This is a genomic window from Streptomyces adustus, from assembly GCF_009377175.1.
GTDB lineage: Bacteria > Actinomycetota > Actinomycetes > Streptomycetales > Streptomycetaceae > Streptomyces > Streptomyces adustus.
Window position 1 is genome coordinate 132,790 of the sequence record NZ_VJZD01000001.1, and the last position, 24,423, is coordinate 157,212.

The following is a 24,423-nucleotide window of genomic DNA, read 5'->3' on the forward strand; positions in this document are numbered from 1 at the left end:
GAGATCGGCGCCATGGTCCGTTATGTGTACGACTTCGCAGAAGGTGGCCGCGACCTGGCCGAGCTGCTCGGCGGCAAGGGAGCCAACCTCGCCGAGATGACCCGGCTGGGGCTGCCCGTCCCACCGGGCTTCACCGTGACCACGGACGCCTGCCGGGCCTTCCTCGCCACCGGCGCCGAGCCGGCCGGTCTGATCCAGGAGGTCTCCGACCATCTGACGGCCCTGGAGGAGGCGGCGGGACGCCGACTGGGGCAGCCGGACGATCCCCTGCTGCTGTCCGTACGCTCCGGGGCACGCTTCTCCATGCCCGGCATGATGGAGACGATCCTCGACATCGGGCTCAACGACGAGTCCGTACGCGGCCTGGCCAAGGTGTCCGGCAACGAGCGCTTCGCCTGGGACTCCTATCGCCGCCTCGTGCAGATGTTCGGCAGCACGGTCATGGGCGTCGACGGCTCTCTCTTCGAAGGCGTCCTGGACGACCTGAAGCGGGCGCGGGGCGCCGCGGGCGACCTGGACCTGACGGCGGAGGATCTGGCCGGGCTCGTCGAGTCGTACCGAAGTCTCGTCCACCAGGAGACCGGTGAGCACTTCCCGCAGTCCCCGGCGGAGCAGCTGCGCCGGGCGGTGCTCGCCGTGTTCGAGTCCTGGAACGGCGAGCGGGCCCGGATCTACCGCCGCCGAGAGCACATCTCCGACGACCTGGGCACCGCGGTCAACGTGCAGACCATGGTGTTCGGCAATCTCGGTGCCGATTCCGGCAGTGGTGTCGCCTTCACCCGGGACCCGTCCACGGGGCGGTCCGGCCTGTACGGCGACTACCTGGCGAACGCGCAGGGCGAGGACGTCGTCGCGGGCATCCGCAACACCGTCCCGCTGACTGCTCTCGCGGAGCTGGACCCGGTGTCGTACGAACAGCTCCGCTCCCACATGGGCGTGCTGGAGACGCACTACCGGGATCTGTGCGACATCGAGTTCACGATCGAGCGCGGTCGGCTGTGGATGCTTCAGACCCGGGTCGGCAAGCGCACCTCCGAGGCCGCGTTCGCCATCGCCGCGGAGCTGGCCGACGAAGGTCTGATCACCCCGGACGAGAGTCTGACCCGGGTCAGCGGGGAGGACCTCGCCCGGCTGATGTTCCCCCGGTTCGACACCTCGGCCGTCGGCGAGGCCCTCGCACACGGTCTGCCGGCCTCCCCCGGCGCGGCCGTGGGAGCCGCGGTGTTCGACTCGGCCGAGGCGGTCCGCCGTGCCGCACAGGGCGAGCAGGTCGTCCTGGTGCGCCAGGAGACCACCCCGGACGATCTGCCCGGCATGATCGCCGCGCAGGCCGTGCTGACCAGCCGCGGCGGGAAGACCAGCCACGCGGCCGTCGTCGCCCGGGGCATGGGCAGGGTGTGCGTGTGCGGGGCCGAGGCACTCGCCGTGGACACCGCGGCGCGCCGGTTCACCGTGGGGGACACCGTCGTCGAGGAGGGCACGGTCGTCTCCGTCGACGGGTCGGAAGGTGCCGTGTACCTGGGCGCCGCTCCGCTGGTCGACTCCGCGGTGATGCGCTACTTCGAGACGGGCGAGCGGTCCGACGCCCTGGTCGGGACCGTCGCCGACGCCATGGAGCGGGCGGACGGGGTACGGCGCCTGGAGGTGCGGGCGAACGCGGACACTCCCGAGGACGCGGCCCGCGCCCGGCGCTTCGGCGCTCAGGGTGTCGGCCTGTGCCGCACCGAGCACATGTTCCTCGGCGAGCGCCGCAAGCTCGTCGAGGCGATGATCCTGGCGCGTGACGAGAGCGAACGCGCGCGGGTGCTCGGCGAGCTGCTGCCGCTCCAGCGGCAGGACTTCAGGGGCATTCTGGAGGCGATGGACGGTCTGCCGGTCACCATCCGGCTCATCGACCCGCCCCTGCACGAGTTCCTGCCCGACCGCACCGGGCTCGCCGTGCGGATCGCCGCCGCCGAGGCGCGGGGCGAGCGGCCGGAGCCGCACGACGCCGAACTGCTCGGCGCGGTGAACCGTATGCACGAGGAGAACCCCATGCTCGGCCTGCGTGGCGTGCGTCTGGGACTGATCGTCCCGGGGCTGGTAGCCATGCAGGTCCGCGCGATCGCCGAGGCGGTCGTCGAGCGGACGCGGGCCGGCGGCCGGCCCAGGGCGGAGATCATGGTGCCGCTGGTGGGCGCCGTCGAGGAACTGCGCATCGAGCGGGCGGAGGTGGAACGCGTGCTGGCCGAGGTCTCCGCGGAGTCCGGCGTCCCGGTACGGCTCCCGGTCGGCACCATGATCGAGCTCCCGCGTGCCGCGCTCACGGCCGGCCGCATCGCCGAGGCGGCGGAGTTCTTCTCCTTCGGCACCAACGACCTCACCCAGACCACCTGGGGCTTCTCCCGCGACGACGTCGAGGCGGAGTTCTTCTCCGCCTACCTCGACAAGGGCATCTTCGCCACCTCGCCGTTCGAGAGCCTCGACCGCGACGGGGTCGGACGGCTGGTCCGCATCGCGGTGGACGAGGGCCGCGCCACACGTCCCGACCTGAAGATCGGCGTCTGCGGCGAGCACGGCGGGGACCCCGAGTCCGTGCACTTCTTCCACGCGGTGGGACTGGACTACGTGTCGTGCTCGCCGTTCCGCGTCCCCGTCGCGCGCCTGGAGGCCGGACGCGCCGCGCTCCCCGGGACGAGGACGAGCGACAGCAGGTGAGGAAGGCGGCACCGTACGGCCCGGACCGGCAGGGCCGAGCCGCACGACCGCGATCGCGCGCCCCGGATCGCCAGTGCGGTGACGGCCCGTGAAACCGTCGACGGGCTGACCCGCCCCCGCGCTTCGGGGCCGTTCGGCCCCCGCCGAGGACCATCGGGACCTGATCACGGACACCACCGGGGAGAGACGCTGTCGGTGGAACAGGAACCGGCCCGCAACCCCGCGGCGCCGCTCCCGCCCGAGCGTCACCACCCTCGTCGCGCCCGTCATCCGGCGCACCGCACTTCCCTGGAGGTTCCATGCTGTCCGCGGAGTCCGAAGCCCTCGTACGGGCCACCCTGCCGGCCGTGGCCGGGGCGCTCGACGAGATCACCACCCGCTTCTACGCCACCATGTTCCGCGAACGGCCGGAACTGCTCGACGGGATGTTCAACCGCGGCAACCAGGCCAGCGGAGCCCAGCGCCGCGCGCTGGCCGGTTCGATCGCCGGGTTCGCCACGGCGCTCCTGGAGAACCCCGGCACCCGGCCCGACGCGCTGCTGTCGCGGATCGCGCACAAGCACGCCGCGGTCGGCGTCACCGACGACCAGTACACGATCGTCCACAAGTATCTGTTCGGCGCGATAGCGGACGTCCTCGGGGCCGCGGTCACAGCCGAGGTCGCGGCGGCCTGGGACGAGGTCTACTGGCTGATGGCCGGCGCCCTGATCAGCCGGGAGGCCCTCCTCTACCAGGACGCGGGTGTCCGGCCCGGCGGGAGCTGGCGGCCGTGGACGGTCGTCGAACGCCGTACGGAGACCCCCGACGCCGTGTCCTTCCTGCTGCGCCCGGCGGACGGCGAACCGGCACCGCGGGCCCACGCCGGCCAGTACGTCAGCGTCCGGGTGCGGATGCCCGACGGCGTGCACCAGTTGCGCCAGTACACCCTGTCCTCGGATCCGGGCGGCGAGCTGCGCCGGATCACCGTGAAGCGGGCCACGGGCGACGGCGCGGAGCCCGACGGCGAGGTCTCCACCCTCCTGCACGAAACCGTCGGTGAGGGCGACGAGCTGCTGCTGTCCGCGCCGTTCGGCGACGTCTTCCTCGACGACCCGGCCGACGCCGTCACCCCGGTCGTCCTGGTCTCGGCGGGCATCGGCTGCACCCCGATGACCGGCATCCTGGCCCACCTCGCCGCCCTCGGCTCGACCCGGCCGGTCCTGGTCCTGCACGCCGACGGCTCCCCCGCCGACCACGCCCTGCGCGCCGAGACACACGCGCTCGTCGAGCGGCTGCCGCACGCCCGGTCCGTGTTCTGGTACGAGCGCCCGGGGCCCGAGGAGCCCGACGCGCGGACCGGTCTCATGGACCTGGGCGACACCGAGGTCCCCGACGGGGCCACGGTGTTCCTGTGCGGCTCGCTCCCGTTCATGCGCAGCGTGCGCGGACAGCTCCTGGCCGCCGGTGTCTCCCCGCGTCGCATCCGCTACGAGGTCTTCGGCCCCGACCTGTGGCTGCCCGGTACCGCGGCCTGACCTCCCCGTCGCCGCGGTCCGACCCCGCTCTGTCGTTCCGTCTCCGAAAGAAGGATCCCGTGACCACCGACAGCACGCGACGGTCCCCGCTGGTCCGGTTGCGTTCCGACGGCGCCGTGGACGAGGCCACCCTGGCGTACGCCCGTACGAAGGTCGACGCCGTCCTCACCCGACCGGGACTGCCCGCCGTCACCGGCGAGGTGCGTATCGCACGGGCGGCGGTCCACCACGCCGGCCACCCTTGGTCGGCCACGGCCGACGTGCGCGTCGGCGGCCGTCAGATCGTCGCGATGGCCGAGGAGGCGACCGGTACGGAGCTCGTCGACCGGCTCCAGGACCGGCTGCGCCGCCAGACCGACAAGGCCGCCCACACCTGGGACGACGGCCACGGCACGACGGCCCCGCCGTGGCGCGGCGGAGCGCTCCAGGACGGCGTGAGCCGGTAAGGAACGCAGGCCCCGGTCGGTGACCACCACCGACCGGGCCACCGCGTCCGTGCCACACGACTGACATGGAGCCGTCACACCCGACAGGAATGCCGGCTCATCGACCACCCGTTCCAACTGACATGACTGTGGGCGTAACACTCAACGCATCCGACGCGCAGAACCAGGTCGACGCCAGTGTGCAACTGGCCGAGGAGGCCGCGGCCGCGCGGCTGCGGTCCGTGTGGTTCGGCCAGGGTTTCGGCGCGGACTCACCCCAGCTCGCCGCGATCGTCGGGCGCGCGGTACCGGAACTGCACGTGGGCACCTCCGCGATCCCCGTCTTCGGCCGGCACCCCCTGCTGGTCTCCGGTCAGGCCCAGACCGCCCAGGCCGCCACCCACGGCCGGTACCACCTCGGGCTGGCACTGGGCACGAAACTGCTGACGGAGACCGGCTTCGGCCTGCCCTTCCGTCGGCCCATCGCCCGCCTGCGCGAATTCCTCACCGCACTGCGCCAGTTGACCGAGACCGGCACGGCCGACTTCCACGGTGAGCTGCTCACCGCCACCACGCCGATCCCCGGGCGCGTACCGGGCGCGGAGTCCGGTGTCCCGTTGCTGGTCGCCGCGATGGGCCCGCAGGCGCTGCGGGTCAGCGGTGAGCTGGCGGACGGGATCCTGCCCTACCTCGCGGGACCGCGCGCCCTCTCGGAACACATCGTGCCCGCCCTGACCGCCGCGGCCGAGGCCGCCGGACGGCCCGCGCCCCGGATCGTGGCGCTGGTGCCCGGCGTGGTCACGGACGACGTCGACGCGGTGCGCGCCAAACTCGCCGAGAACCTCGCGTTCTACGAACAGATCCCGTCCTACGCCCGGGTCATCGAGCTCTCCGGCGCCCGGCGCGCCGGCGACCTGGCCGTGATCGGCGACGAGAAGGCGGTCGAGGCCGAGGTACGGCGCTACCGCGACGCCGGAGCCACCGAGGTCGTGTTCTCGGGCACCGAGATCGCGGGCGCGGCGGACCGGCGCCGCACCTGGGCACTCCTCGGCGAACTGGCCGCCTGAACCCGCCAGCCCTACAGAACCCCCAAGGAGATTTCATGACCACCGAGGCGACCACGGCAGACCTCCACGCCTTCACCGAGCAGTGGTTGGAGTGGTACCGCGAACAAGAGGCCCGGCTCTCTGCCCCGCACGGGTTCCTGGCGATCACCGGCCTTCACTGGCTCGACGACCGGCCGCAGCGTTTCGGCGACGCGCCCGGTACCTGGCACACCGGCCCCGACGGGGTCGTCGTCACGCTCGACGACGGTGAGGAACTGGTCGTCGACGGCAAGCCGGTGTCCGGTGAGCACCGTTTCGGCGTGCTGCCCGAACGCGGTGGCGTCGACGCGATCTGGAAGGACGCCGTCATCGAGGTCGCCAAGCGGGGCGGTCAGGACATCGTGCGTCCACGGCACCCGGACGCGCCGCTGCGCACGGCCTTCACCGGCACACCGGCCTACGCCCCGGACCCGCAGTGGGCCGTGACGGGCCGTTACATCCCGTTCGAGGAGCCGCGGCCCACCACCGTGGGCGCCGTGGTCGAGGGTCTGGAGCACGTGTACGACGCGCCCGGCAGGATCGAGTTCGAGCTGGACGGGCACCGGCTGTCGCTGACGGCGTTCCCCGGGGCCGGTCAGGGCCGGTTGAGCGTGCTGTTCACCGACGCGACCGCCGGGGTCACCACGTACACCGCCAGCCGGACCCTGTCCGTCGAAGCGCCCGCCGCCGACGGCACGGTCGTCCTGGACTTCAACCGGGCGACGAACCTGCCGTGCGCCTACACGGACCTGGCCACCTGCCCGCTGCCGCCTGCGGAGAACCGGCTGGCGGTGGCGATCGAGGCGGGCCAGAAGCTCCCGCGCGAGCGCGGCGGTTCCTGAACCACGGCTTCCCGGACGTGACCGCGGCCGCCCCCGACCCGCCGCGGGCGCGTCCGGGGCGGCATTGACGTACGTCGGAACCGCTCCGTACGATCAAGAACGGCATTGAGTGTCAGCGTCAAGCCCTGGCTCGCTGACCGGCAACCCTCCCGCGCGGCGGGGTGCTCCAGGTGAAAGCCCGGCGGGATCAGCGACGATCCCCGCAAGCGCGTGGCCCTGTGTTCAGGGCCGACCAGGTGGAGGACCGTGATGCGACACGATGGTGGCCCCGGCGCCTCCTCCCTGGTCGCCATGGTGTTCTCCCGGCTGGCGCGCCGTCGCCACATCGATCTGAAGCGCTCGACCAGCTGCCTCTGTCAGGCCTGACGGCCCTTCCCGCGGCCGGACTTCGGCGACCTTTGCCGCCGACGGTCGACGTCCGTGGCAGACATCGGCGGTCGACGTCCGTAATGCCCCACAGGTGGCCGACGTCCGCCGCTGGTCGACTTCTGTGACCGGCCGTCGTGGCATGTGCCCGGGCCCGGCCCCCGTTTCCTCCTCATCTTCCTGATCTTCCTGATCTTCCTGACCGTGCCTCGTGCGGTACTCCGTGCCTGGCGACGCATGAAGGAGAACCTCTCGTGAGAGCATTACCGGATTTCAGAACTCCCCGATGGGCAAAGCTCACCGCCCTTCTCACCACCGGCGTGCTGCTGACCGCCTGCGGGTCGGGCACCGACGGCTCCGGCACCGGAGACGGCAGGCCGCACTCCGGCGGCAGCCTGACCTTCGCGGTCGGTTCGGACGCGGGCTGCGTGGATCCCCAGCAGGTCGGCAGCAACGACACGATCTACTCGGTGCGCCAGATCGTGGACTCCCTGACGGACCAGGACCCCAGCACCGGCAAGATCGTGCCGTGGCTGGCGAAGAGCTGGGACATCAGCGCCGACACGACCGCCTTCACCTTCCATCTGCGCCCGGGTGTCACCTTCAGCGACGGGTCCCCGCTGACCGCCCAGGTGGTCAAGGACAACTTCGACGCGGTGCCGAAGCTCGGTCTCCTGGGAACCCTGGCCGAGGGCTATCTGAGCGGTGTCGAAAGCACCACGGTGATCGACCCGCTCACCGTCAAGGTCACCTTCCAGCAGCCCAACGCTCAGTTCCTGCAAGCGACTTCGACGCACTCGCTGGGGATCGAGTCCTCGGCGAGCGTGAAGAAGTCCCCGCAGCAGAAGTGCAGTGACGGAGTGATCGGGTCCGGACCGTTCGTGCTGAAGCAGTACGTGCAGAACCAGTCGATCACGCTGACCAGGCGCTCTGGCTACGCCTGGGGTTCCTCGCGGTGGAGCAAGCAGGGCGAGGCGTATCTGGACCAGGTGGTGTTCAAGGTCGTACCGGAGGCGGGCGTACGCGCCGGAAGTCTCCGGTCCGGCCAGGTGGACGCGATCGGCAGCGTGGGCCGGGCCGACGAGGCGGCACTCAAGGGCGGCCAGGTCGCCCTCCAGCGGCGGGCCAACCCCGGCATCGTCTTCGGACTCGGCTTCAACAACGCGCGGCCGATCCTGAAGGACGCCAGGGTCCGCCGGGCGATCCTGTCCGCCGTCGACCGGAAGCAGATCGCCGACACCGTCTTCCCCACCGGCACCCGCGCGGCCACCAGTGTCCTCGCGCACACCACGCCCGACTACACCGACCTCGCCCCGGATCTCGCCTTCGACGCGGCCAAGGCGAAGTCACTGCTGGAAGGGGCCGGTTGGCGGGTGGGCGGCGACGGCATCCGCGTCAAGGACGGGCAGAAGCTGAGCCTGACCATCGACTGGGTTCCCAACGCTGCCACGAACCAGCCCGCCTTGGAGCTCATACAGCAGCAACTGAGGTCCGTCGGCGTCCAGGTGACCCTCAAGCAGCTTCAACTGCCTCAGCTGTCGCCCATCCAGCAGTCCGGCGACTACGACGCGATCTGGGGAAACATCACCCGAGCCGACCCCGACATCCTGCGCAGCTCCTTCTCCACGAAGCTGGCCAACTTCTACCGCGTACCGGCGGGCGGCCTGGACACGACGCTGTCCGCGCAGGCCGCCACCAGCGACCCGGCCGAGCGCAGCCGACTGGTGGCCCAGGCACAGCAGTCGATCGTGCGCGACGCCTACAACGTGCCGGTGGTGGAGCTCCAGACCCAGCTGGGCGTGTCCACCAAGGTGCACGGCCTCGCCTTCGACGCCTCCAGCCGGATCCAGCTGCACGACACCTGGATCGGCTGACCCGTGCGCGGCTACGTGCTGAAACGGCTCGCACAGGCGGTCGGGGTGCTGTGGGCGGCGTACACGGTGTCGTTCCTGGTGCTGGACTACCTGCCGGGCGACCCGGTCACGGCGATGGCCGGTGCCGGAATGGACTCGGGTCAGGTCGATCCCCGGCAGATCGCCGCGCTGCGGCACGAGTACGGCTTCGACAAGCCGGTGCTCGCGCAGTACGCCGAGTATCTCGGCCGGGCGGTGCGCGGGGACTTCGGCAACGCGGTCACCACCGGCCGCCCGGTCAGCTCGACCCTGGCCGACGCACTGCCCCAGACGCTCCAACTGACGGCCACGGCGCTGCTGTTCGCGGTGGTCCTGGGCGGCGGACTGGCGGTGGCGGCCACGTACACCAGGCGGCGTCGGCTGCGGCAGCTGCTGCTGTCGCTGCCGCCGCTGGGGGTGTCCGTCCCGACGTTCTGGGTGGGGCTGCTGCTCGTCGAGGCGTTCTCCTTCCGGCTGCGCTGGTTCCCCGCGTTCGGCAACGACGGGCCGAGAGGGTTGGTGCTGCCGGCGCTGACCCTGGCGGTCCCGACCGGAGCCCAGCTCGCACAGGTGCTGGCCAAGAGTCTGCTCACCGCGCTCGACCAGGCGTATGTGGAGACTGCGCGGGCCAAGGGCGCGGGCCGGTGGCGGGTCCATCTGCGGCACGCGCTGCGCAACGCTTCCCTGCCCGCGCTGACGGTGGTCGGCCTGCTGGTGGGGCAGCTGATCGCCGGTTCGGTCGTCGTCGAGACGGTGTTCTCCCGTGACGGCCTGGGCCGGGTGACCGCGGCGGCGGTCACGGCCCAGGACATCCCGGTGGTGCAGGGGGTGGTGGCGTTCGGCGCACTGGTCTTCGTGACGACGAATCTGGTCGTCGACCTGATCTATCCGCTGCTCGACCCGCGGATCGTGGTGGCCTCGGGCAGAAGGGCGGGCGTCGCATGAGCCGGAGTTTCGTCGAGGACCCCGCCGAGGCCGCGCCGGGCCTCGCCCGGCCGGTCGGTGCGTCGCCGGATCCCGCGCCGGATCCCGCGCCGGGGCGTCGCGTCGACGTACGGCGGACGCTGCGGTTCCTGGTGCTGCGTCCCGGGCTGCTGCTGTCGGTGGTCGTGCTCGTGCTGGTGGCGGCGGCCTCGTTCCGGCCGGGGCTGTTCACCTCGCGGGACCCGCTGAAGGGGGTGCCGACGCAGAACTTCCGCGGCCCGAGCGGTGCGCACTGGTTCGGCACGGACGAGCTGGGACGCGATGTGTTCGCCCGGGTGGTGCACGGCGCCCAGCTGTCCCTGAAGGCCACGCTGATCGCGGTGCTGGTGGCCTTCGTGGTGGGCGGTCTGCTCGGCGTGGTCGCCGGGTTCGTCGGCCGCTGGGTGGACGACGTGCTGATGCGCTTCGTCGACGTCCTGCTGTCCATCCCCGCGCTGTTCCTGTCGCTGGCCCTGGTGACCGCGCTGGGGTACGGGACGGTGAAGGTGGCCGTCGCGGTCGGCATCGCCAGCGTGGCCTCCTTCGCCCGGGTCGCGCGCGCCGAGGTGCTCCGGGTGCGCCAGGCGGTGTTCGTCGAGGCGGCGCGCTCCTGTGGGTCCCGCTGGTACTCGGTGCTGGGCCGGCATGTGCTGCCCAACGCCGCGGGTCCGGTGATCGTCCTGGCCACCCTCGACCTCGGCGCCTCCATCCTGGCGGTGTCGGCGCTGAGCTTCCTCGGCTACGGCGCGCCCCCGCCCGCGCCGGAGTGGGGCACGTTGATCTCCGAGGGGCGCAACTACCTGGCCAATGCCTGGTGGTTGACCGCGCTGCCCGGTCTGGCGATCGCCGCGACCGTGCTGGCCACCAATCGCGTCGCGAGGGCGCTGGACGGCGAATGGTCCCGGCAGCGATGACCGACGAACGAGAAAGGGGTGAGCACGGTGAAAACCGTGAGCACGGTGAAAGCGGTGAGACCGGTGCGAAGGGTGGAATCGGTGAGCACGCCGAAAGTGGTGGGGACGTGACCGCGCCGCTGCTGGAGATCCGCGGCCTGTCCGTCTCGTACCGCACCCGCGGCGGCACCGTGGCGGCCGTCCGGGGCGTGGATCTCGACGTATGGCCGGGAGAGGTGACGGCGGTCGTCGGCGAGTCGGGCTCCGGCAAGAGCACGACCGCACACGCGATCACCCGGCTCCTGCCGGACAGCGGCAGCATCGACGCGGGCACGGTCCGCTTCGGCAGGCACGAGCTGACCACGCTGTCGGAGGCGGAACTGCGCGCCGTGCGCGGGGCACGGATCGGCCTCGTCCCGCAGGACCCGACCGTGTCGCTCAATCCGGTCAAGCGGATCGGCGAGCAGGTCGCCGAGGTGCTGCGCATCCACGGACTGACGAGCCGCCGTTCGGCCGCCGCCGAGGCGATCGCGGTCCTGGAGCGGGCCGGACTGCCCGACGCGGCCGTCCGGGCCCGGCAGTACCCGCACGAACTCTCCGGCGGGATGCGGCAACGTGTCCTGATCGCCGTGGCGATCGCGGCACGACCCGAGCTGATCGTCGCCGACGAGCCGACCAGCGCGCTCGACGTCACCGTGCAGCGGGTCATCCTCGACCATCTCCAGCGCCTCGCCGAGGAGTCGGGCACGGCGGTCCTGCTGGTGACGCACGACCTCGGGGTCGCCGCCGACCGGGCGCAGCGGCTGGTGGTCATGGCGCAGGGCCGGGTGGTGGAGGCGGGCCCCACCCGTGACGTCCTCGCCGACCCCAGGGACGCGTACACCCGGCGGCTGCTGGCGAGCGCCCCGAGCCTGGCCGGTGCGCGCCGCCGTCCGTCCCCGCCCGTGCCCAGGACCCACACGGCGCCACTGCTGGAGGCGCGCAACCTGGTCAAGGAGTTCCGGCTGCCCCGCGCCGGGGAGGGGCCCCGGACCCTGCGCGCGGTCGACGACGTCAGCTTCACGCTCCAACGCGGACAGACCCTCGCCCTGGTGGGCGAGTCGGGCTCGGGCAAGTCCACCACCGCGCGGCTGGCGCTCCGGCTCGCCGACGCGACCGCCGGGCAGGTCCTGTTCGACGGCTCCGACGTCACCACCGTCGCAGGCAGCCGTGCCAGAGAGCTGCGTCGCCGCGCCCAGCTCGTCTACCAGAACCCGTACGCGTCCCTCGATCCGCGTTTCTCCATCGGCGAGGTGATCACCGAGCCGCTGCGCGCCTTCAAGGTCGGCGATCGCGCCTCCCGGCTCGCGCGGGCCCGCGAGCTCCTCGACCGGGTGGCGCTTTCGGCGGCCGTGCTCGATCGCAGGCCCGCGGAGCTGTCCGGCGGGCAGCGTCAGCGGGTGGCGATCGCCCGCGCGCTCGCCCTCTCCCCCGACCTCGTGGTGTGCGACGAGCCCGTCTCCGCGCTCGACGTGTCGGTGCAGGCCCAAGTACTGGAACTGCTGGTCGAGTTGCAGGACCGTACCGGGGTGGCGTACCTCTTCATCTCCCACGACCTGGCCGTCGTACGCCAGATCGCCCACCAGGTCGCCGTCATGCGGGCCGGCCGTGTCGTGGAGACGGGCCCCGTGGACGACCTCTTCGCCCGCCCACGACACGCGTACACCCGGGAGTTGCTCGCGGCGATCCCCGGCGGTCGGGTTCCGTCCCCCGCGGCCGAAACGGTCGCGACAGTTCCGGCGACGCGCACCAGGTGCGTGCCGTCACCAGCACGGCTGAACCCTCGCACCCGGTGGGGGACCTAGTCGTCGGGTTCGGACGGTTCGTTCGTGAGGTCCGTGGGGTCTGAGGGGTTCGAGGGGGTCGCTCCGGCTGCGACGAGGAGGGCGGCGGTCTCGACATGGGCTCCGCGGTCCGCCCACTCCAAGGGGGACCAGCCCCTGCCGTGATCCTCACGCAGGCCGGGGTGCGCTCCATGGGCCAACAGTGCGCGCACGGTCTCGGCGTGTCCCCAACACGCGGCCGCGCACAACGGTGTGCCGTCCGAGCCGTCCCCCCTGCTCTCGGTGTCCGGGTCGGCACCGGCCTCCAGGAGCAGGCGGGTGATCTCGGCCTCTCCCTGCACCGACGCCAGATAGAGCGGGGTGGTGCCGTCGCGGTCCCCCCGCTCCGGGTGCGCTCCACGCCGCAGCAGCGCCCGCACCTGCACGGGGTCGGCAGCCAGGATCGCCCCGAAGAGCCGGTGGGAGAGCTTCTTCCGACGCCGTTGATTCATGGTCGTCGAGGTTAGCGATCACCACGCCACGGCGACACCCCGTGGTCCAGTTGTCCCCACCCCGAAGCGGTGGCTCACCGGATGGGCAGCGACAGGCGTGTGCGGCGAGCGTATGTCTCGGCAGATCCCTTGAGCCGAAGGAGAAGAAAGTGAGTCGTCCTGTGGAACGCGCCCTCGCGCGCCGCACGTTACTGGCAGGCGCGGCGGCCGCCGCTGCGGGAACCGTCTGGGCGGGTGCGGGGCGGGCCGCCGCCGCAGGGTGGAGGGGACCGGTGCGGCAGGCGGCGGTGGACGCCGAGACGGCACGGATCCGGCAGGCGCTGATCGAGCTGCGCCGGGACATCCACCGGCACCCCGAGGCCCCGGGGCAGGAACGCCGCACGGCCGCCGTGGTGGCCCGCGAGCTACGGGCGGCGGGACTGACCGTTGCGACCGAGGTCGGCGGCCACGGTGTCGTCGGTGTCCTGCGGGGCTCGCGTCCCGGCCGTACCGTCGCCTATCGGGCGGACATGGACGCGGTTCCGCCCACGGACATCGTCGGAACGGGCCCCGCGCCGGCCCATGTCTGCGGCCACGACGTCCACACCGCGATCGGCATCGGCGTCGCCCGGGTCCTGGCCCGGCTGCGCCCGCGCTTGAGCGGAACCGCGGTCTTCCTCTTCCAGCCCGCGGAGGAGAGTCTCTCCGGCGCCCGCGCGCTGATCGACGCGGGCGTACTGGAGCGGCTGGGCATCGAGGAGATCCATGCCCTGCACTGCGGACCGTTCCCCGTCGGCCGGTTCGCGTCGACTGCGGGCTACGGAATGCCGGGCCAGGACAAGGGCGAGGTGGCGCTCACCGGACCGGACGCGGTCGATGCCGCCCGGCGCCTGGCCGCCGAGCTCGGCGCGCTCGCCACGGTGGCCCTGCCGCAGACCCCGGCGGACCTGGAGCGCATCATCGCCGACGCCCAGACGCCCGACGGGCCGCTCGCACGGTTCGTGGCCCTCCGGGCCACCGCCCAGGAGGCCAAGGTGAGTGTGTCCTATCGCTGCTGGCCGCAGGAACGGTACGTAGAGGTACGCGACACCGTCCGCCGAGCGGCCATGCCCTACACAGGGGCCGAGGTGCGCTTTCCGACCGAGCCGTTCCCGGCCCTGGTCTGCCCGGAGCACGACGCCCACCTGCTGACCCGCCGGCTGCGCCGCGCCCTCGGCCCGCACACGGTCACCGAACTCCACGCCGCTTTCCCGCCCTTCAGCGGCGAGGACTTCGCCCTCTACTTGAACCGCGTCCCCGGCACCTACACGTTCCTCGGTGTCCGGACCCCCGGTGCACCCGTCACGACGAGCTACCCGCACTTCCCCGACTTCCTCCCGGACGAGCGCGCCATCGGCATCGGCGTACGGGCGATGGCCGGCTGGATCGCGGAGCGCACCCACGCGGCATAGCGCCTGCCATCGCGACGGCCGTCGTCGGCACCGCGACGGCCGTCATCGGCGTTTCGGCCAACCGCCCTGTCCAGCAGACCTGTTGCGGGGACCGGGTCCATGCATCCGGCACGTGCCGACAGGCGCGCAGTCCCGGGGTTCCAGGTCCGGCCGAAACACATGTGTTCGATATCCCGGGCCGGTCGTTGAGCCCCACGACCATGCTGGACCACCGTCAAGGGGGATCGACGTGACCTCGGCCGACCCGAACCGACAGCAAACCACCGCGCCTCCTCCGCCACCGCCGGCGGAGATCACCTACAGCGGGCAGTACTCCGTCAATCCGCTCGCCGAGGTCTCCTTCCCGCGGATGTGCGCACAGATCCCCTCCGTTCTGGGCCGGATCGCCCGGCTGGCGTGGCGAACCGACCGGCGGGCCGTCCAGTTCCTGCTCGGCTGCCAGGTGGTCACGGGCGTCTCGGCCGCCGTGCTGCTGACCGCCACCGCCCGCGCCATGAGGCCCGTCCTCGGCGACGGCTCCGCCGGCGACCGGCTGCGCGGAGCCGTCCCGGCACTGCTGGTGGTCGCGCTCGCCGCCGCGCTGGGCCGCGGTGCGGCGGCCGTGGCCATGTACGCAGAGCGGCGGATCACCCCCAGGCTGACGACGGAGACGGACAGCTCCCTGGTCGAGGCGGTGTGCCGGGTGGAGGCGTCCGCGTACGCGGAGGAGGGGTTCTCGGACCGGCACGAGGCGGCCGAGATGGGGGTGATCCGCACCCAGGTGATGGTCACCGACGCCCAGCGGTTCCTGTCCGCGCTGATCCGGATGGTCACGGCCGGCGGTGTGCTGTCGGTGTTGAACCCGCTGATGCTGCCGCTGCTCCTGCTCGCCGTGCTGCCGGCCAGGGTGGGGCTGTCCTGACCGCCCGGGTCGACTACGAGATCCACTACGCCAACGTCGCCGACCGCAACGTACGCGGCATGATGCGCTGGTGGGCGACCACCTCGAAGTACGGCGACGAGGTGCGCGCCAACTCGATGAGCGACTACCTCGTCTACTGGTACCGGGCCCTGTCGGACCGATGCGACCGGCGCACCCTGGCCGCCGCGCCGCGGACCCTGCGGATCGCGGTCCTCTCCGCGTCGACCGGCGGGGTCTTCCTCGTCGCCACCTGGGGAGCCCTCGCATGGCTGGCGGTCTCGGGCCGGATCGAACTGGCCGTCGCGGCCACGGCCGTCATCGCCGTGCAGACCACGCTCGCCGCGCTCTCCCAGGTCGTCGTCAACGGTGCCGCGGTCTTCCACACCAGTCTCTACCTGAGCGACATGCAGGCCTTCCTCGACGACGCCGCGGCTCGCGCCCCCGAACGCGGGGCCGTCAGGCACGGCGCCAGGACCGAGCAGATCCGGCTCGAGGAAGTCGTCTACCAGTACCCGGGGAAGGACAAGCCCGCCGTCGACGGCGTCTCCCTCACCCTGGAACGCGGTCAGATCCTCGCGATCGTCGGAGCGAACGGCTCGGGCAAGTCCACCCTCACCCGTCTGCTCACCGGCATCTACCTGCCGGACAAGGGCCGAGTCACCTGGAACGGCACCGACCTCGCCGAGGTGGACCCCACCACCGTCTGGGCGCACACCGGCCTGGTGCCGCAGATCTTCGCCCAGTGGCCGATGCCGGTCCGCGAGAACGTCACCCTCGGCCAGCCCCGCACCCACGACGACGCACCCGTCTGGGAGGCCATCGACGCGGTCGGCCTGCGCGAAGCCGTCGACGACCTGCCCGCGGGCCTGGACACCCTGCTGTCCCGGGACATCTTCGGCGGCTCCGAGCTGTCCGGCGGCCAATGGCAGCGCGTGGCGTGCTCAAGGGCCCTGTACCGCCGCCCCGGGCTGCTGATCCTGGACGAGCCGACCTCCCAGATGGACCCGCGCGGCGAGCACCAGATCTTCGAGCAGATCAAGGCCATCGCCGCCGGCCGCATCACCATCGTGGTCACCCACCGACTGGAGAACACCAGGATCGCCGACCACATCGTCGTGATGGAGCACGGCCGGATCACCGAGCAGGGCCGGTACGACGACCTCGTCCACGCCGGCGGGACCTTCGCCGAACTCCTGGAACTCTCCCAGGACCGCTGACCGCCTCCGCCTCGTGGCAAACCCGCCCCGAGCCCGTAGTGTCAGGGCCATGAGCACCGCGTTGCCGACCCTGCACGGACGGCGGGGTGTGGTCCTGAGGCCCGCCGACCACCGGGACATCCCGTGCCTGGCCGCGATCCGCGCCACGCCGGAGGTGCACCGGTGGTGGCGGGGCGGCCCCGACCTGGCGGCCGAGGTGGCCGACGACCTCGCCGATCCGGACACCCAGGTGTTCGTGGTGGAGTACGAGGGGCGGGTCGTCGGACAGATCCAGTGGTACGCCGAACAGGACCCGGAATACCGGCACGCGGGCATCGACGTCTACCTCGACCCGTCGGCGCACGGCAGGGGCCTGGGGACGGACGCCGTCCGCACCCTGGTCCGGCACCTGATCGAGGACCACGCCCACCACCGCCTCGTCATCGACCCGGCAGCCGACAACGCGGCAGCCATCGCCTGCTACCGCAAGGTGGGGTTCCGTCCGATCGGCATCATGCGGGCCTACGAACGAGGCGCGGACGGTCGCTGGCACGACGGTCTACTGATGGACCTCCTCGCCACCGACCTCACCTGACACCGCTCACGTATGCCAGGTCACATCCACTCCACCCGCACTGTGAACCCGCGTGCGCGCAGTGTCGCGGAACCGGTGAAGCACCCCACATGACGCACGTCACCCACTACCCGCGATAGTGGACGAAAAGCCACATGTTTAGACGCGCACATATGCCTTGACCTGCGGATTGAGAGCCAGCTCACACAGGGCGCCGGCGCCTCGAATGCGGCCACAACTAGTAAAAGGGGTCATTGCGGACATCGGTCGGGGCTGGTTGTCTTGAGGACGTCGCCAGGCACCACGGCCCCCCAGGGGTCACGGTGCCTCCGCATGCCAGGACCGACGAGCACCACACGGTCCCCCGGCGAGCGAGCGACCTCCTTGTCCCCGATGAAAGCGAGTCTCCGTGTCCTTCGCCGCCATCCGCCGCATCGCCAGCCCGAAGAAGGCCCTCACCGTGACCGCCATCGCCGCCGCCACCGCGGGCATGGCCCTCGCCGCGGCCCCCGCGCAGGCCGCCACGACGTCCGCCTCCTCCGCCCAGGCGATCGCCCACCGGATGATCCCGGACACGGCCCAGTACAACGCCTTCAACCAGATCGTCACCCACGAGAGCGGCTGGAACCACACCGCCACCAACTCCTCCTCCGGCGCCTACGGCCTCGTCCAGGCCCTGCCCGGCTCGAAGATGGCCACCGCCGGCTCCGACTGGAAGACCAACCCCGCCACCCAGATCAAGTGGGGCCTGGACTACATGAACTCCCGCTACGGCAGCCCCGTCCAGGCCTGGGACTTCTGGCAGACCCACCACTGGTACTGATCCACCGATCAGCCAGTCACCCCCGGCGCGCCGACCTGAGCGCGCCATCCGCGAAGGCGGCGGCCCCCGATCCCCGGGGCCGCCGCCTTCGGGCATTTCCCGGCACATCGACGTGGATGGCACTTCCGGCACCATCCACGGCTGCGGATCTAACCGTTCACCTCGTACCGACCGACCTCCAGGAAGTACCTCAGCTCCTCCGGCGTACCGTCGATGGCGTCCTCGGCAGCCGCGCGGAGGGCGGCGCTGATGGTCGGGTCCGCCAGGATGCGGGCGATGGCGACCCGGTCGTCCTCGGCCTTGGCGAGACGGTAGCCGGTCTCCCGGAAGGCCCGCAGCGCCTCCGGACTGCCGTCGTCGAGAGCCTTGTTGGCCTCCCGCACCACCGCCTTGTCACCGTTCTGGGTCGCCAGGTACAGAATGCGGAACACGGCGACACTGTCGTCCTCGGCCTGAGCCAGGCGATAACCGGTCTCCAAGAACGCCCGCAACGCCTCCGGACTGCCGTCGTCGAGAGCCTTGTTCGCCTCCCGCACCACAGCCTTGCCGCTGTTCGGGTCCGCCAGGATGCGGGCGACCGCCACGCGGAGGTCGTCGTCCGACATGTCGTCCACCGCTGCCGGGGACGTCGCCGTCGCAACCGTGGACGCGGTCGATGGACCGGTGGCGAACGCCGGGGTGGTTAACAGCAAAGCAGGCGTCAGGGCGGTGGCCGCGACGAGCAGGGCAGCGCGGGTCGGTCTCATGGGTGTGTACCTCCGTGGTCGAGTCGTCGATGAGAAGATCATCTCCGATGTGTGCCACGGCAACCGATGCCGGGAATCGGCAGTCTTCATGGACTGATCGTTGCCGTCCCCACACCTGGTCGGATGCGGCCGCAGCTTTCGTAAAGCCTTACGGAGCAAGGTTCATGACTGCCAGTCAGCTCGATGTCATCGTATGCACCAGCAGGCCTCGAAGAGCGGGCAGGACGCCTGCCATGCTGCTTGTCATGCGCCTACAGATCACGTCAGCCGGGATGACCGACATCCACCAGGTTCTCGCCGATCACCACCGATACTGGGGGGAGCGCGACCTTCGGCCCCTGCACCTTGTGGCACTGGTTCAGGAATTCGGTGAAACCTGTCTGGTCGCCCGCGCCGGGGACGGTATCCACGGGTACGTCCTCGGTTTCGTCACTCCGACCGGCACCGGGTACGTACACCTGATCGCCACTCGGGACGACGCCCGCGGCACCGGTCTCGGACGCCGTCTGTACACGGAGTTCGCCGACGCCGCGCATCGGCACGGCGCGCAGCGACTCAAGGCGATCACATCACCCGGAAACACCGGCTCGATCGCGTTCCATCGCCGCCTCGGTTTCGACGTGCAGACCGTCGACGACTACAACGGGCCCGGTCGAACCATGATGGTGTTCCGGCGCGCCCTGCCGTTCGACGTCGACCTCCGGGAACCCGAACCCAGCTGAAGGCCTTGGCGATCGACGACTTGGACCGTGTCGGTACCGCGGGCGGCGAGGAGCTCACCTCCCGTCACCCACGCCTGACGGGGACCGGGCGTGTGCCCGCCGCCGCCTCCGCGCCGACCGGTGCCGAGGGTGCGGCCGGCGTCCGGTCCACCCGGGTCATGCCTACACCCGCGAGGACCACGGCCATGCCCAGCAGCACCCGGCCGCCGAGGCGCTCGCCCAGGACGGCCGCGCCGAGAAGGACGGAGACCACCGGCAGCAGGTAGCCGACCACGGCCGCACTGGTGGCGCCCTCGTCGTTGATGATCCGGTAGGTGAGGTGGAACGTGATCGCGGTGCACACAACGCCGAGGACGACGGCCGCGGCCAGGACGACGGGGCCGGGATCGATGGATTCCAGGCCGCCGATCGGCATCATGACGGCGGTCAGCCCACTGGCGGCGACGAGCTGGGCGGCGGACAGGGAGATGGTGGGGGTGCCCTTGCGGACCAGGGTGCGGCCCATGTACGTGAACGCGACGGCGTAGCTGGCGGCCGCGCCGAGGATGGCGAGGGCACCCCAGCCGACCGCCCCGGCCGTCCGCCAGGGGGCGAAGATGACGATCGTGCCGGCGAAGCCGAGCAGCAGGCCCGTCAGCCGGAGGGGCCGCAGGCCGCGTTCCGAGCCGAGGAGCAGCCCGAGGGCGACGGACCAGAGGGGGGTCGTGGAATTCAGGACCCCGGCGAGACCCGAGTCGACGGTCTGCTGCCCCAGACCGAACAGCGCGAACGGGAGCGCGTTGCAAAAGAAGGCCGCGACGGCGATGTGGCGCCAGACGGTGACACCGCGAGGCAGGCGCCGGCCCGTCGCGTAGCAGGCGACGGTGAGTACGAGCGCGCCGAGGGTGCAGCGGATGAGCGTGACCTGGAGCGGGGAGAACCCGCGCAGTGCCAGTTCGGTCCAGAGGAAGGTCGAACCCCACAGCAGGGCGAGGACGGCCACCCGGATGCCACCCCACAGGCGCCATGTACCGCTGTTCACGAGGGCATTCCTCCATTCGCTTCGATCGGCGGGCCCGGCGGACGGTCCGGCAGGCCCCTCCGGCCCCGGTCCGGGGAGAGCGGGCTCCCCGGACCGGGGAGAGCGGGCGCCTCGGTCCGGGGAGCGGGCGCCTCGGTCCCGGTCCCTCGAAGGTGCCCCAGCCGACCTTTGAGGACAAGCGAAAAGTTCTACCTGCTCTGTTAAGCTCCGCTACATGCTTGACGTGAGGCGACTCCAGGTCCTGCGCGCGGTGGTCACCAGCGGCACAGTCACCGCCGCCGCGGCCCACCTCGGCTACACACCGTCAGCTGTCAGTCAGCAGGTGGCGGCGCTGGAGAAGCAGGCCGGTACGGCGCTACTCGAACGCGTCGGCCGCGGAGTGCGGCCCACGGCCGCCGGCCTGCTGCTCACCGAGCACGCGGCTCTGATCGGTTCGGCGGTCGCCCGGGCCGAGACCGCCCTCGCCGACCTCCGTGCCGGGCGCACCGGACACCTGACGGTCCGCTACTTCGCCACAGCCGGGTCCACACTGGTGGCCCCCGCCCTGGCCCGGCTGCGCGCCGAGCACCCGGGCGTCCGCGTCGACCTTCGACTCAGCGACCCCGTCGACCCGTTGCGGGAAGTGGCACAGGGACGGGCCGACCTGGCCGTGGTCGTCCAGGCACCCGACCGCGGCAGCGACGGCTTCCGACTCGTCCCTCTCCTCGACGACCCCTACGCCGCCGTGCTGCCCCTCGGTCATCCGCTCGCCGGCGAGGAGGTCATCGACCTGGGCGCACTGTCCGGCGAGCAGTGGGTCGGCAGCGAGCCGCCCGGTCCCTGCCTGGAGCCGGTGATCGACTCCTGTGCGGCGGCCGGCTTCAGCCCCGATTTCGTCATCCAGAGCGAGGACTACGCCACCGCCCAGGGCTTCGTCGCGGCCGGACTCGGGGTCGGCCTGATGCCGCGGCTGGGGCTGCGCAACCGGCACCCCGGGGTCGTCGTACGCCCGGTGCGCAATCCCGAGCCGGTCCGGGTGATCTCGGCGGCCGTACGGGAGATCGCCTTCGAGCAGCCGGCCCTGCGCGGCCTGTTGTCCGCACTGCGCGAAGCGGCCGGCACAGTCGAGCCGGCCGACGTCTCCACAGCGTCCTAGCCTGCTGGCTCCCAGGCCCAGACCAGTTCGAACTGGTGCGGCTCGCCGTCGAGTTGCGCCACGATCCGGGCCGGCCTCCCGCAGCGCGTCCAGCAGCCGCTGCGTCGATGCCGCCATTTAGGCCAGCAGGGCCTCGCGCTCCCGAGGCGCGGCCGGGGCGTCCCGCGCCACGGACTCGGCCGGGACGGGCCCCGCAGCGACGGTGGCGGCCCAGGAACGACGCCCCTCGCCCAACTGCTGCACCAGATCGAACAGCGTCCGGTCGGGGCAGGTCGGCACCTGCGCGTCGAGGCCGGGCGCAGGGAACAGCGATATTCCCAGCTGACGCGCTATCGGGCCGGATCGGTGTCGTAGTCGTGCCGGGCCCGCTCGACCCGGTCCAGGTTGGCGGCGGCCCATCCGGCGAGGTGCGCGAAGAGCGGGGCAAGGCTGCGGCCCAGCTCGCTGATCTCGTACTCGACCCGAGGAGGGACTTCCGGGTGGTACGTCCGTACGACCATGCCGTCACGCTCCAGTTGCCTCAGCCGCTGGGTCAGCACCTTCGGCGTGATCGCGCCGATCCGTCGTTCCAGCTCGACGAAGCGCTGCCGACCGTGCGCGTTGAGCGTCCACAGGATCGGCGTGGTCCACCGGCTGAACACGATGTCCACGACCGCACTGGTCGGACAGGCGAGTTGAGGGTCGGTCACGACGGCCGCCCCGTCGGTTCCACCGGCCACGTGTCCCCCTCGGGATAGTCACTTTCCTCTAGGTACCTACTATACCGAGGCTGTTAGCGTCCTCGTGTCGTCCGGAGAGCAGTTCTCCGCGACGGTCACGCCCGGCCGGGCGTGACAACCATGCTGAATCGACACGGGAGTTGTTCATGTTCGTAGTGACGGGGGCCACCGGCAACGTCGGCCGATCGCTCGTCCAGTCCCTCGCGGCGACCGGTGTCCGGGTGACCGCGACATCCCGGGGGATCTCGGCGGCGGACGTACCGCAGCACGTCGAGTACCGGCGGGCGGACCTGGTCGACCCAGAGAGCCTTCGGCCCGTATTCGACGGCGCCGACGCGCTGTTCCTCCAGAACGGGGGCCCCAGCGCACACCAGCTGAACCCACAGGACATCCTCGACGTGGCCAAGGCCGGCGGCGTCGGCCGAGTCGTCCTGCTGTCCTCCCAGGGAGTCGCCACCCGGCCCGGGTCGGCCTCGCACGGGGACACCGCGCGCTCCATCGAGGACGCCGTCCGGCAGTCCGGCATGGCCTGGACGATCCTGCGGCCCGGCGGCTTCAGCTCCAACGCGTACGCCTGGGCCGAGTCGGTGCGCACCCGAAGGACCGCCGCCGCGCCGTTCGCGGACGTGGGCCTGCCGACGATCGACCCGGACGACATCGCCGAGGTCGCCGCCTCGGCCCTGCGGGAGGACGGCCACACCGGACGGATCTACGAGCTGACCGGGCCCGTGCTCAGCACGCCCCGCGAGCGGGCGGAGGCGATCGGCGACGCACTCGGCGAACCCGTCCGGTTCGTCGAGCAGACCCGTGACGAGGCCCGCGCGGAGATGCTCCGGTTCATGCCCGAGCCCGTGGTCGAGACGACTCTGACCATTCTCGGCGAACCCACCCCCGCGGAGCAGCGCATCAGCCCCGATGTCCAGCAGGTCCTCGGCCGCGCGCCCCGCAGCTTCGCCGACTGGGCTCGGCGCCACATCGCCGCTTTCCGGTAAGGCGCACAAGTGACCGACAGTAAACGGCACTTGGGTAAACACTTCACCTGGTCCAGACCAAAGACTCGTCTGGTCTAGTCCAACGTGATTGACGTGATCGCGACAGTGCCCGGAAGCTGGGAATCCCCCACCCCTCTGGAGGCACAGTGAGACGTCTTCGCGCATGTCTGGGCGCGGCAGCCGCCGTGAGCCTGGCCGCGGCCGGAACCACCGCACTCGTCGCCGGCAGCGCCTCGGGCGCGACCACCGCGCTCAGCAACCGGTGGTACGCCGCCGCCCCCTACCTGATGCCGACGGACAACGACCCGCCGGACGCGGGCACCATCATGGACGCGACCGGCCTGAAGGCGTTCCAGCTCGCCTTCATCCTCGCCCCCAACGGGGGCGGATGCGCGCCCACTTGGAGCGGAACGTCGGCCGTGTCCTCGGACACCGCCGTGCAGTCGGTCATCAACACCATCCGCGCCAAGGGCGGCGACGTCTCCGTCTCGATCGGCGGCTACGGCGGCACCAAGCTCGGCCAGGCCTGCTCGGACGCGACCGCCACCGCGGCCGCGTACCAGCAGGTCATCACCAAGTACGGCCTGCACGCCATCGACTTCGACCTCGAGGAGCCGGAGTACGAGAACACGGCGGCCGTGCACAACGAGATCGGCGCCGCCAAGATCCTCCAGCAGAACAACCCCGGCCTGTACGTGTCCGTCACCACGGCCGGAACGGCGGACGGAACGGGCTGGTTCGGCAAGCAGATGCTGCTGGAGGCGAAGTCACAGGGCTTCACCCCGAACAACTTCTCCATCATGCCGTTCGACGGCGGCTTCAACGGCGCCGCGTCCCAGACCAGCGCGCTCGCCAACTTCAACACGATCCTCCAGTCGACGTTCGGCTGGGACCAGGCGACCGCGTACGCCCATGAGGGCTTCTCCGGGATGAACGGCCGCAGCGACACGGGCGAGTACTTCTCCCAGGCCGACTTCCAGACGGTCCTGGACTTCGCCACGAGCCACAACATGGACCGCTTCACCTTCTGGTCCCTCAACCGGGACCGCCAGTGCTCCCCCGCCGACAACGGCGGCCGCACGTCCGGCACCTGCTCCAGCGTGGCCCAGAACAGCTGGGACTTCGCGAAGTACTCGGTGAAGTTCGCCGGCGCCACCCCGCCCACCGGCACAC

21 protein-coding genes, 2 pseudogenes and 1 riboswitch are annotated in these 24,423 nt (G+C 71.5%); of the genes and pseudogenes, 18 read left to right on the forward strand and 5 right to left on the reverse strand.

What is annotated here, in order from left to right:
* Positions 1-12: 12 nt before the first annotated feature.
* The 10 genes from ppdK (at position 13) to FNH09_RS00685 (ending at position 12,521) form a co-directional block, all read left to right on the forward strand.
* Positions 13-2,697: a pyruvate, phosphate dikinase gene (gene ppdK / locus FNH09_RS00640; protein ID WP_152883912.1), complete on the forward strand. Its 2,685-nt coding sequence runs from the start codon at positions 13-15 to the stop codon at positions 2,695-2,697.
* 299 nt (positions 2,698-2,996) lie between these two features.
* Complete coding sequence (locus FNH09_RS00645; RefSeq protein WP_152883915.1) at positions 2,997-4,211, forward strand: globin domain-containing protein; 1,215 nt, start codon at positions 2,997-2,999, stop codon at positions 4,209-4,211.
* 59 nt (positions 4,212-4,270) lie between these two features.
* Positions 4,271-4,657 (forward strand): hypothetical protein, encoded by a 387-nt coding sequence (locus FNH09_RS00650; RefSeq protein ID WP_162467920.1) that lies wholly within the window; start codon positions 4,271-4,273, stop codon positions 4,655-4,657.
* Between the two features lie 122 nt (positions 4,658-4,779).
* Complete coding sequence (locus FNH09_RS00655; RefSeq protein ID WP_152883917.1) at positions 4,780-5,703, forward strand: LLM class F420-dependent oxidoreductase; 924 nt, start codon at positions 4,780-4,782, stop codon at positions 5,701-5,703.
* Positions 5,704-5,738: 35 nt separating this feature from the next.
* Complete coding sequence (locus FNH09_RS00660) at positions 5,739-6,563, forward strand: DUF1684 domain-containing protein (RefSeq protein WP_152883919.1); 825 nt, start codon at positions 5,739-5,741, stop codon at positions 6,561-6,563.
* A gap of 101 nt (positions 6,564-6,664) precedes the next feature.
* Positions 6,665-6,778, forward strand: a riboswitch (SAM riboswitch).
* Between the two features lie 34 nt (positions 6,779-6,812).
* A complete protein-coding gene (locus FNH09_RS49690; protein WP_152883922.1) occupies positions 6,813-6,929 on the forward strand; it encodes an MYXO-CTERM sorting domain-containing protein in 117 nt (38 codons plus the stop codon).
* Positions 6,930-7,183: 254 nt separating this feature from the next.
* On the forward strand, positions 7,184-8,803 hold the full coding sequence (locus tag FNH09_RS00670; protein WP_162467921.1) for an ABC transporter substrate-binding protein: 1,620 nt from the start codon (positions 7,184-7,186) through the stop codon (positions 8,801-8,803).
* A gap of 3 nt (positions 8,804-8,806) precedes the next feature.
* A complete protein-coding gene (locus FNH09_RS00675; protein ID WP_162467922.1) occupies positions 8,807-9,766 on the forward strand; it encodes an ABC transporter permease subunit in 960 nt (319 codons plus the stop codon).
* Complete coding sequence (locus tag FNH09_RS00680; protein ID WP_152883924.1) at positions 9,763-10,698, forward strand: ABC transporter permease; 936 nt, start codon at positions 9,763-9,765, stop codon at positions 10,696-10,698. Before FNH09_RS00675 ends, FNH09_RS00680 begins: the two co-directional genes overlap by 4 nt.
* Positions 10,695-12,521, forward strand: coding sequence for a dipeptide ABC transporter ATP-binding protein (locus tag FNH09_RS00685; protein ID WP_152883927.1), 1,827 nt, complete (start codon positions 10,695-10,697; stop codon positions 12,519-12,521). The genes FNH09_RS00680 and FNH09_RS00685 overlap by 4 nt, the downstream gene beginning before the upstream one ends.
* On the opposite strand, the gene FNH09_RS00690 is transcribed toward FNH09_RS00685, so the two are convergent.
* Positions 12,518-12,991, reverse strand: coding sequence for an ankyrin repeat domain-containing protein (locus tag FNH09_RS00690; RefSeq protein WP_152883930.1), 474 nt, complete (start codon positions 12,989-12,991; stop codon positions 12,518-12,520). The two genes, FNH09_RS00685 and FNH09_RS00690, sit on opposite strands and share 4 nt — an antisense overlap.
* Before the next feature lie 149 nt (positions 12,992-13,140).
* Here FNH09_RS00690 and FNH09_RS00695 point away from each other — a divergent pair, with 149 nt between their 5' ends.
* From FNH09_RS00695 to FNH09_RS00715, 4 genes and pseudogenes are all read left to right on the forward strand, one after another.
* Positions 13,141-14,421, forward strand: coding sequence for a M20 metallopeptidase family protein (locus FNH09_RS00695; protein ID WP_338017416.1), 1,281 nt, complete (start codon positions 13,141-13,143; stop codon positions 14,419-14,421).
* Positions 14,422-14,770: 349 nt separating this feature from the next.
* A pseudogene (locus FNH09_RS00705) lies at positions 14,771-16,539 on the forward strand (ATP-binding cassette domain-containing protein).
* A 49-nt stretch (positions 16,540-16,588) separates the two neighbouring features.
* Positions 16,589-17,113, forward strand: coding sequence for a GNAT family N-acetyltransferase (locus tag FNH09_RS00710; protein WP_152883933.1), 525 nt, complete (start codon positions 16,589-16,591; stop codon positions 17,111-17,113).
* A gap of 388 nt (positions 17,114-17,501) precedes the next feature.
* A complete protein-coding gene (locus FNH09_RS00715) occupies positions 17,502-17,915 on the forward strand; it encodes an aggregation-promoting factor C-terminal-like domain-containing protein (protein WP_162467923.1) in 414 nt (137 codons plus the stop codon).
* A 149-nt stretch (positions 17,916-18,064) separates the two neighbouring features.
* Here the strand turns inward: FNH09_RS00715 and FNH09_RS00720 are convergent, their stop codons facing one another.
* Entirely contained in the window at positions 18,065-18,661 is a 597-nt protein-coding gene (locus FNH09_RS00720; protein ID WP_152883936.1) for an ALF repeat-containing protein, read from the reverse strand.
* A gap of 245 nt (positions 18,662-18,906) precedes the next feature.
* Between FNH09_RS00720 and FNH09_RS00725 the strand changes: the two genes are divergently transcribed.
* Complete coding sequence (locus FNH09_RS00725) at positions 18,907-19,383, forward strand: GNAT family N-acetyltransferase (protein WP_420802727.1); 477 nt, start codon at positions 18,907-18,909, stop codon at positions 19,381-19,383.
* Positions 19,384-19,447: 64 nt separating this feature from the next.
* Here FNH09_RS00725 and FNH09_RS00730 read toward each other — a convergent pair whose 3' ends face one another.
* Positions 19,448-20,404 carry a DMT family transporter gene (locus tag FNH09_RS00730; protein WP_338017417.1) on the reverse strand — a complete coding sequence of 319 codons (957 nt, stop codon included), beginning with the start codon at positions 20,402-20,404 and terminating at the stop codon, positions 19,448-19,450.
* A 214-nt stretch (positions 20,405-20,618) separates the two neighbouring features.
* On the opposite strand from FNH09_RS00730, the gene FNH09_RS00735 reads away from it, so the two are divergent.
* The gene (locus FNH09_RS00735; protein ID WP_152883941.1) at positions 20,619-21,539 is read left to right on the forward strand and encodes a LysR family transcriptional regulator; all 921 of its coding nucleotides are present in this window, start codon (positions 20,619-20,621) and stop codon (positions 21,537-21,539) included.
* A 57-nt stretch (positions 21,540-21,596) separates the two neighbouring features.
* Here FNH09_RS00735 and FNH09_RS49995 read toward each other — a convergent pair.
* Together FNH09_RS49995 and FNH09_RS00745 are read right to left on the reverse strand one after the other, a co-directional pair.
* Positions 21,597-21,872, reverse strand: a pseudogene (locus FNH09_RS49995) (maleylpyruvate isomerase N-terminal domain-containing protein); the annotation flags it as partial.
* Positions 21,869-22,258, reverse strand: coding sequence for a winged helix-turn-helix transcriptional regulator (locus tag FNH09_RS00745; RefSeq protein ID WP_162467924.1), 390 nt, complete (start codon positions 22,256-22,258; stop codon positions 21,869-21,871). The pseudogene FNH09_RS49995 and the gene FNH09_RS00745, both read right to left, overlap by 4 nt.
* 146 nt (positions 22,259-22,404) lie before the next feature.
* Between FNH09_RS00745 and FNH09_RS00750 the strand changes: the two genes are divergently transcribed.
* Positions 22,405-23,250, forward strand: a complete 846-nt coding sequence (locus FNH09_RS00750) for an NAD(P)H-binding protein (protein WP_152883943.1) — start codon at positions 22,405-22,407, stop codon at positions 23,248-23,250.
* 146 nt (positions 23,251-23,396) lie between these two features.
* The coding region (locus FNH09_RS00755; protein WP_338017419.1) for a glycoside hydrolase family 18 protein at positions 23,397-24,423 on the forward strand (1,027 nt) is incomplete at its 3' end.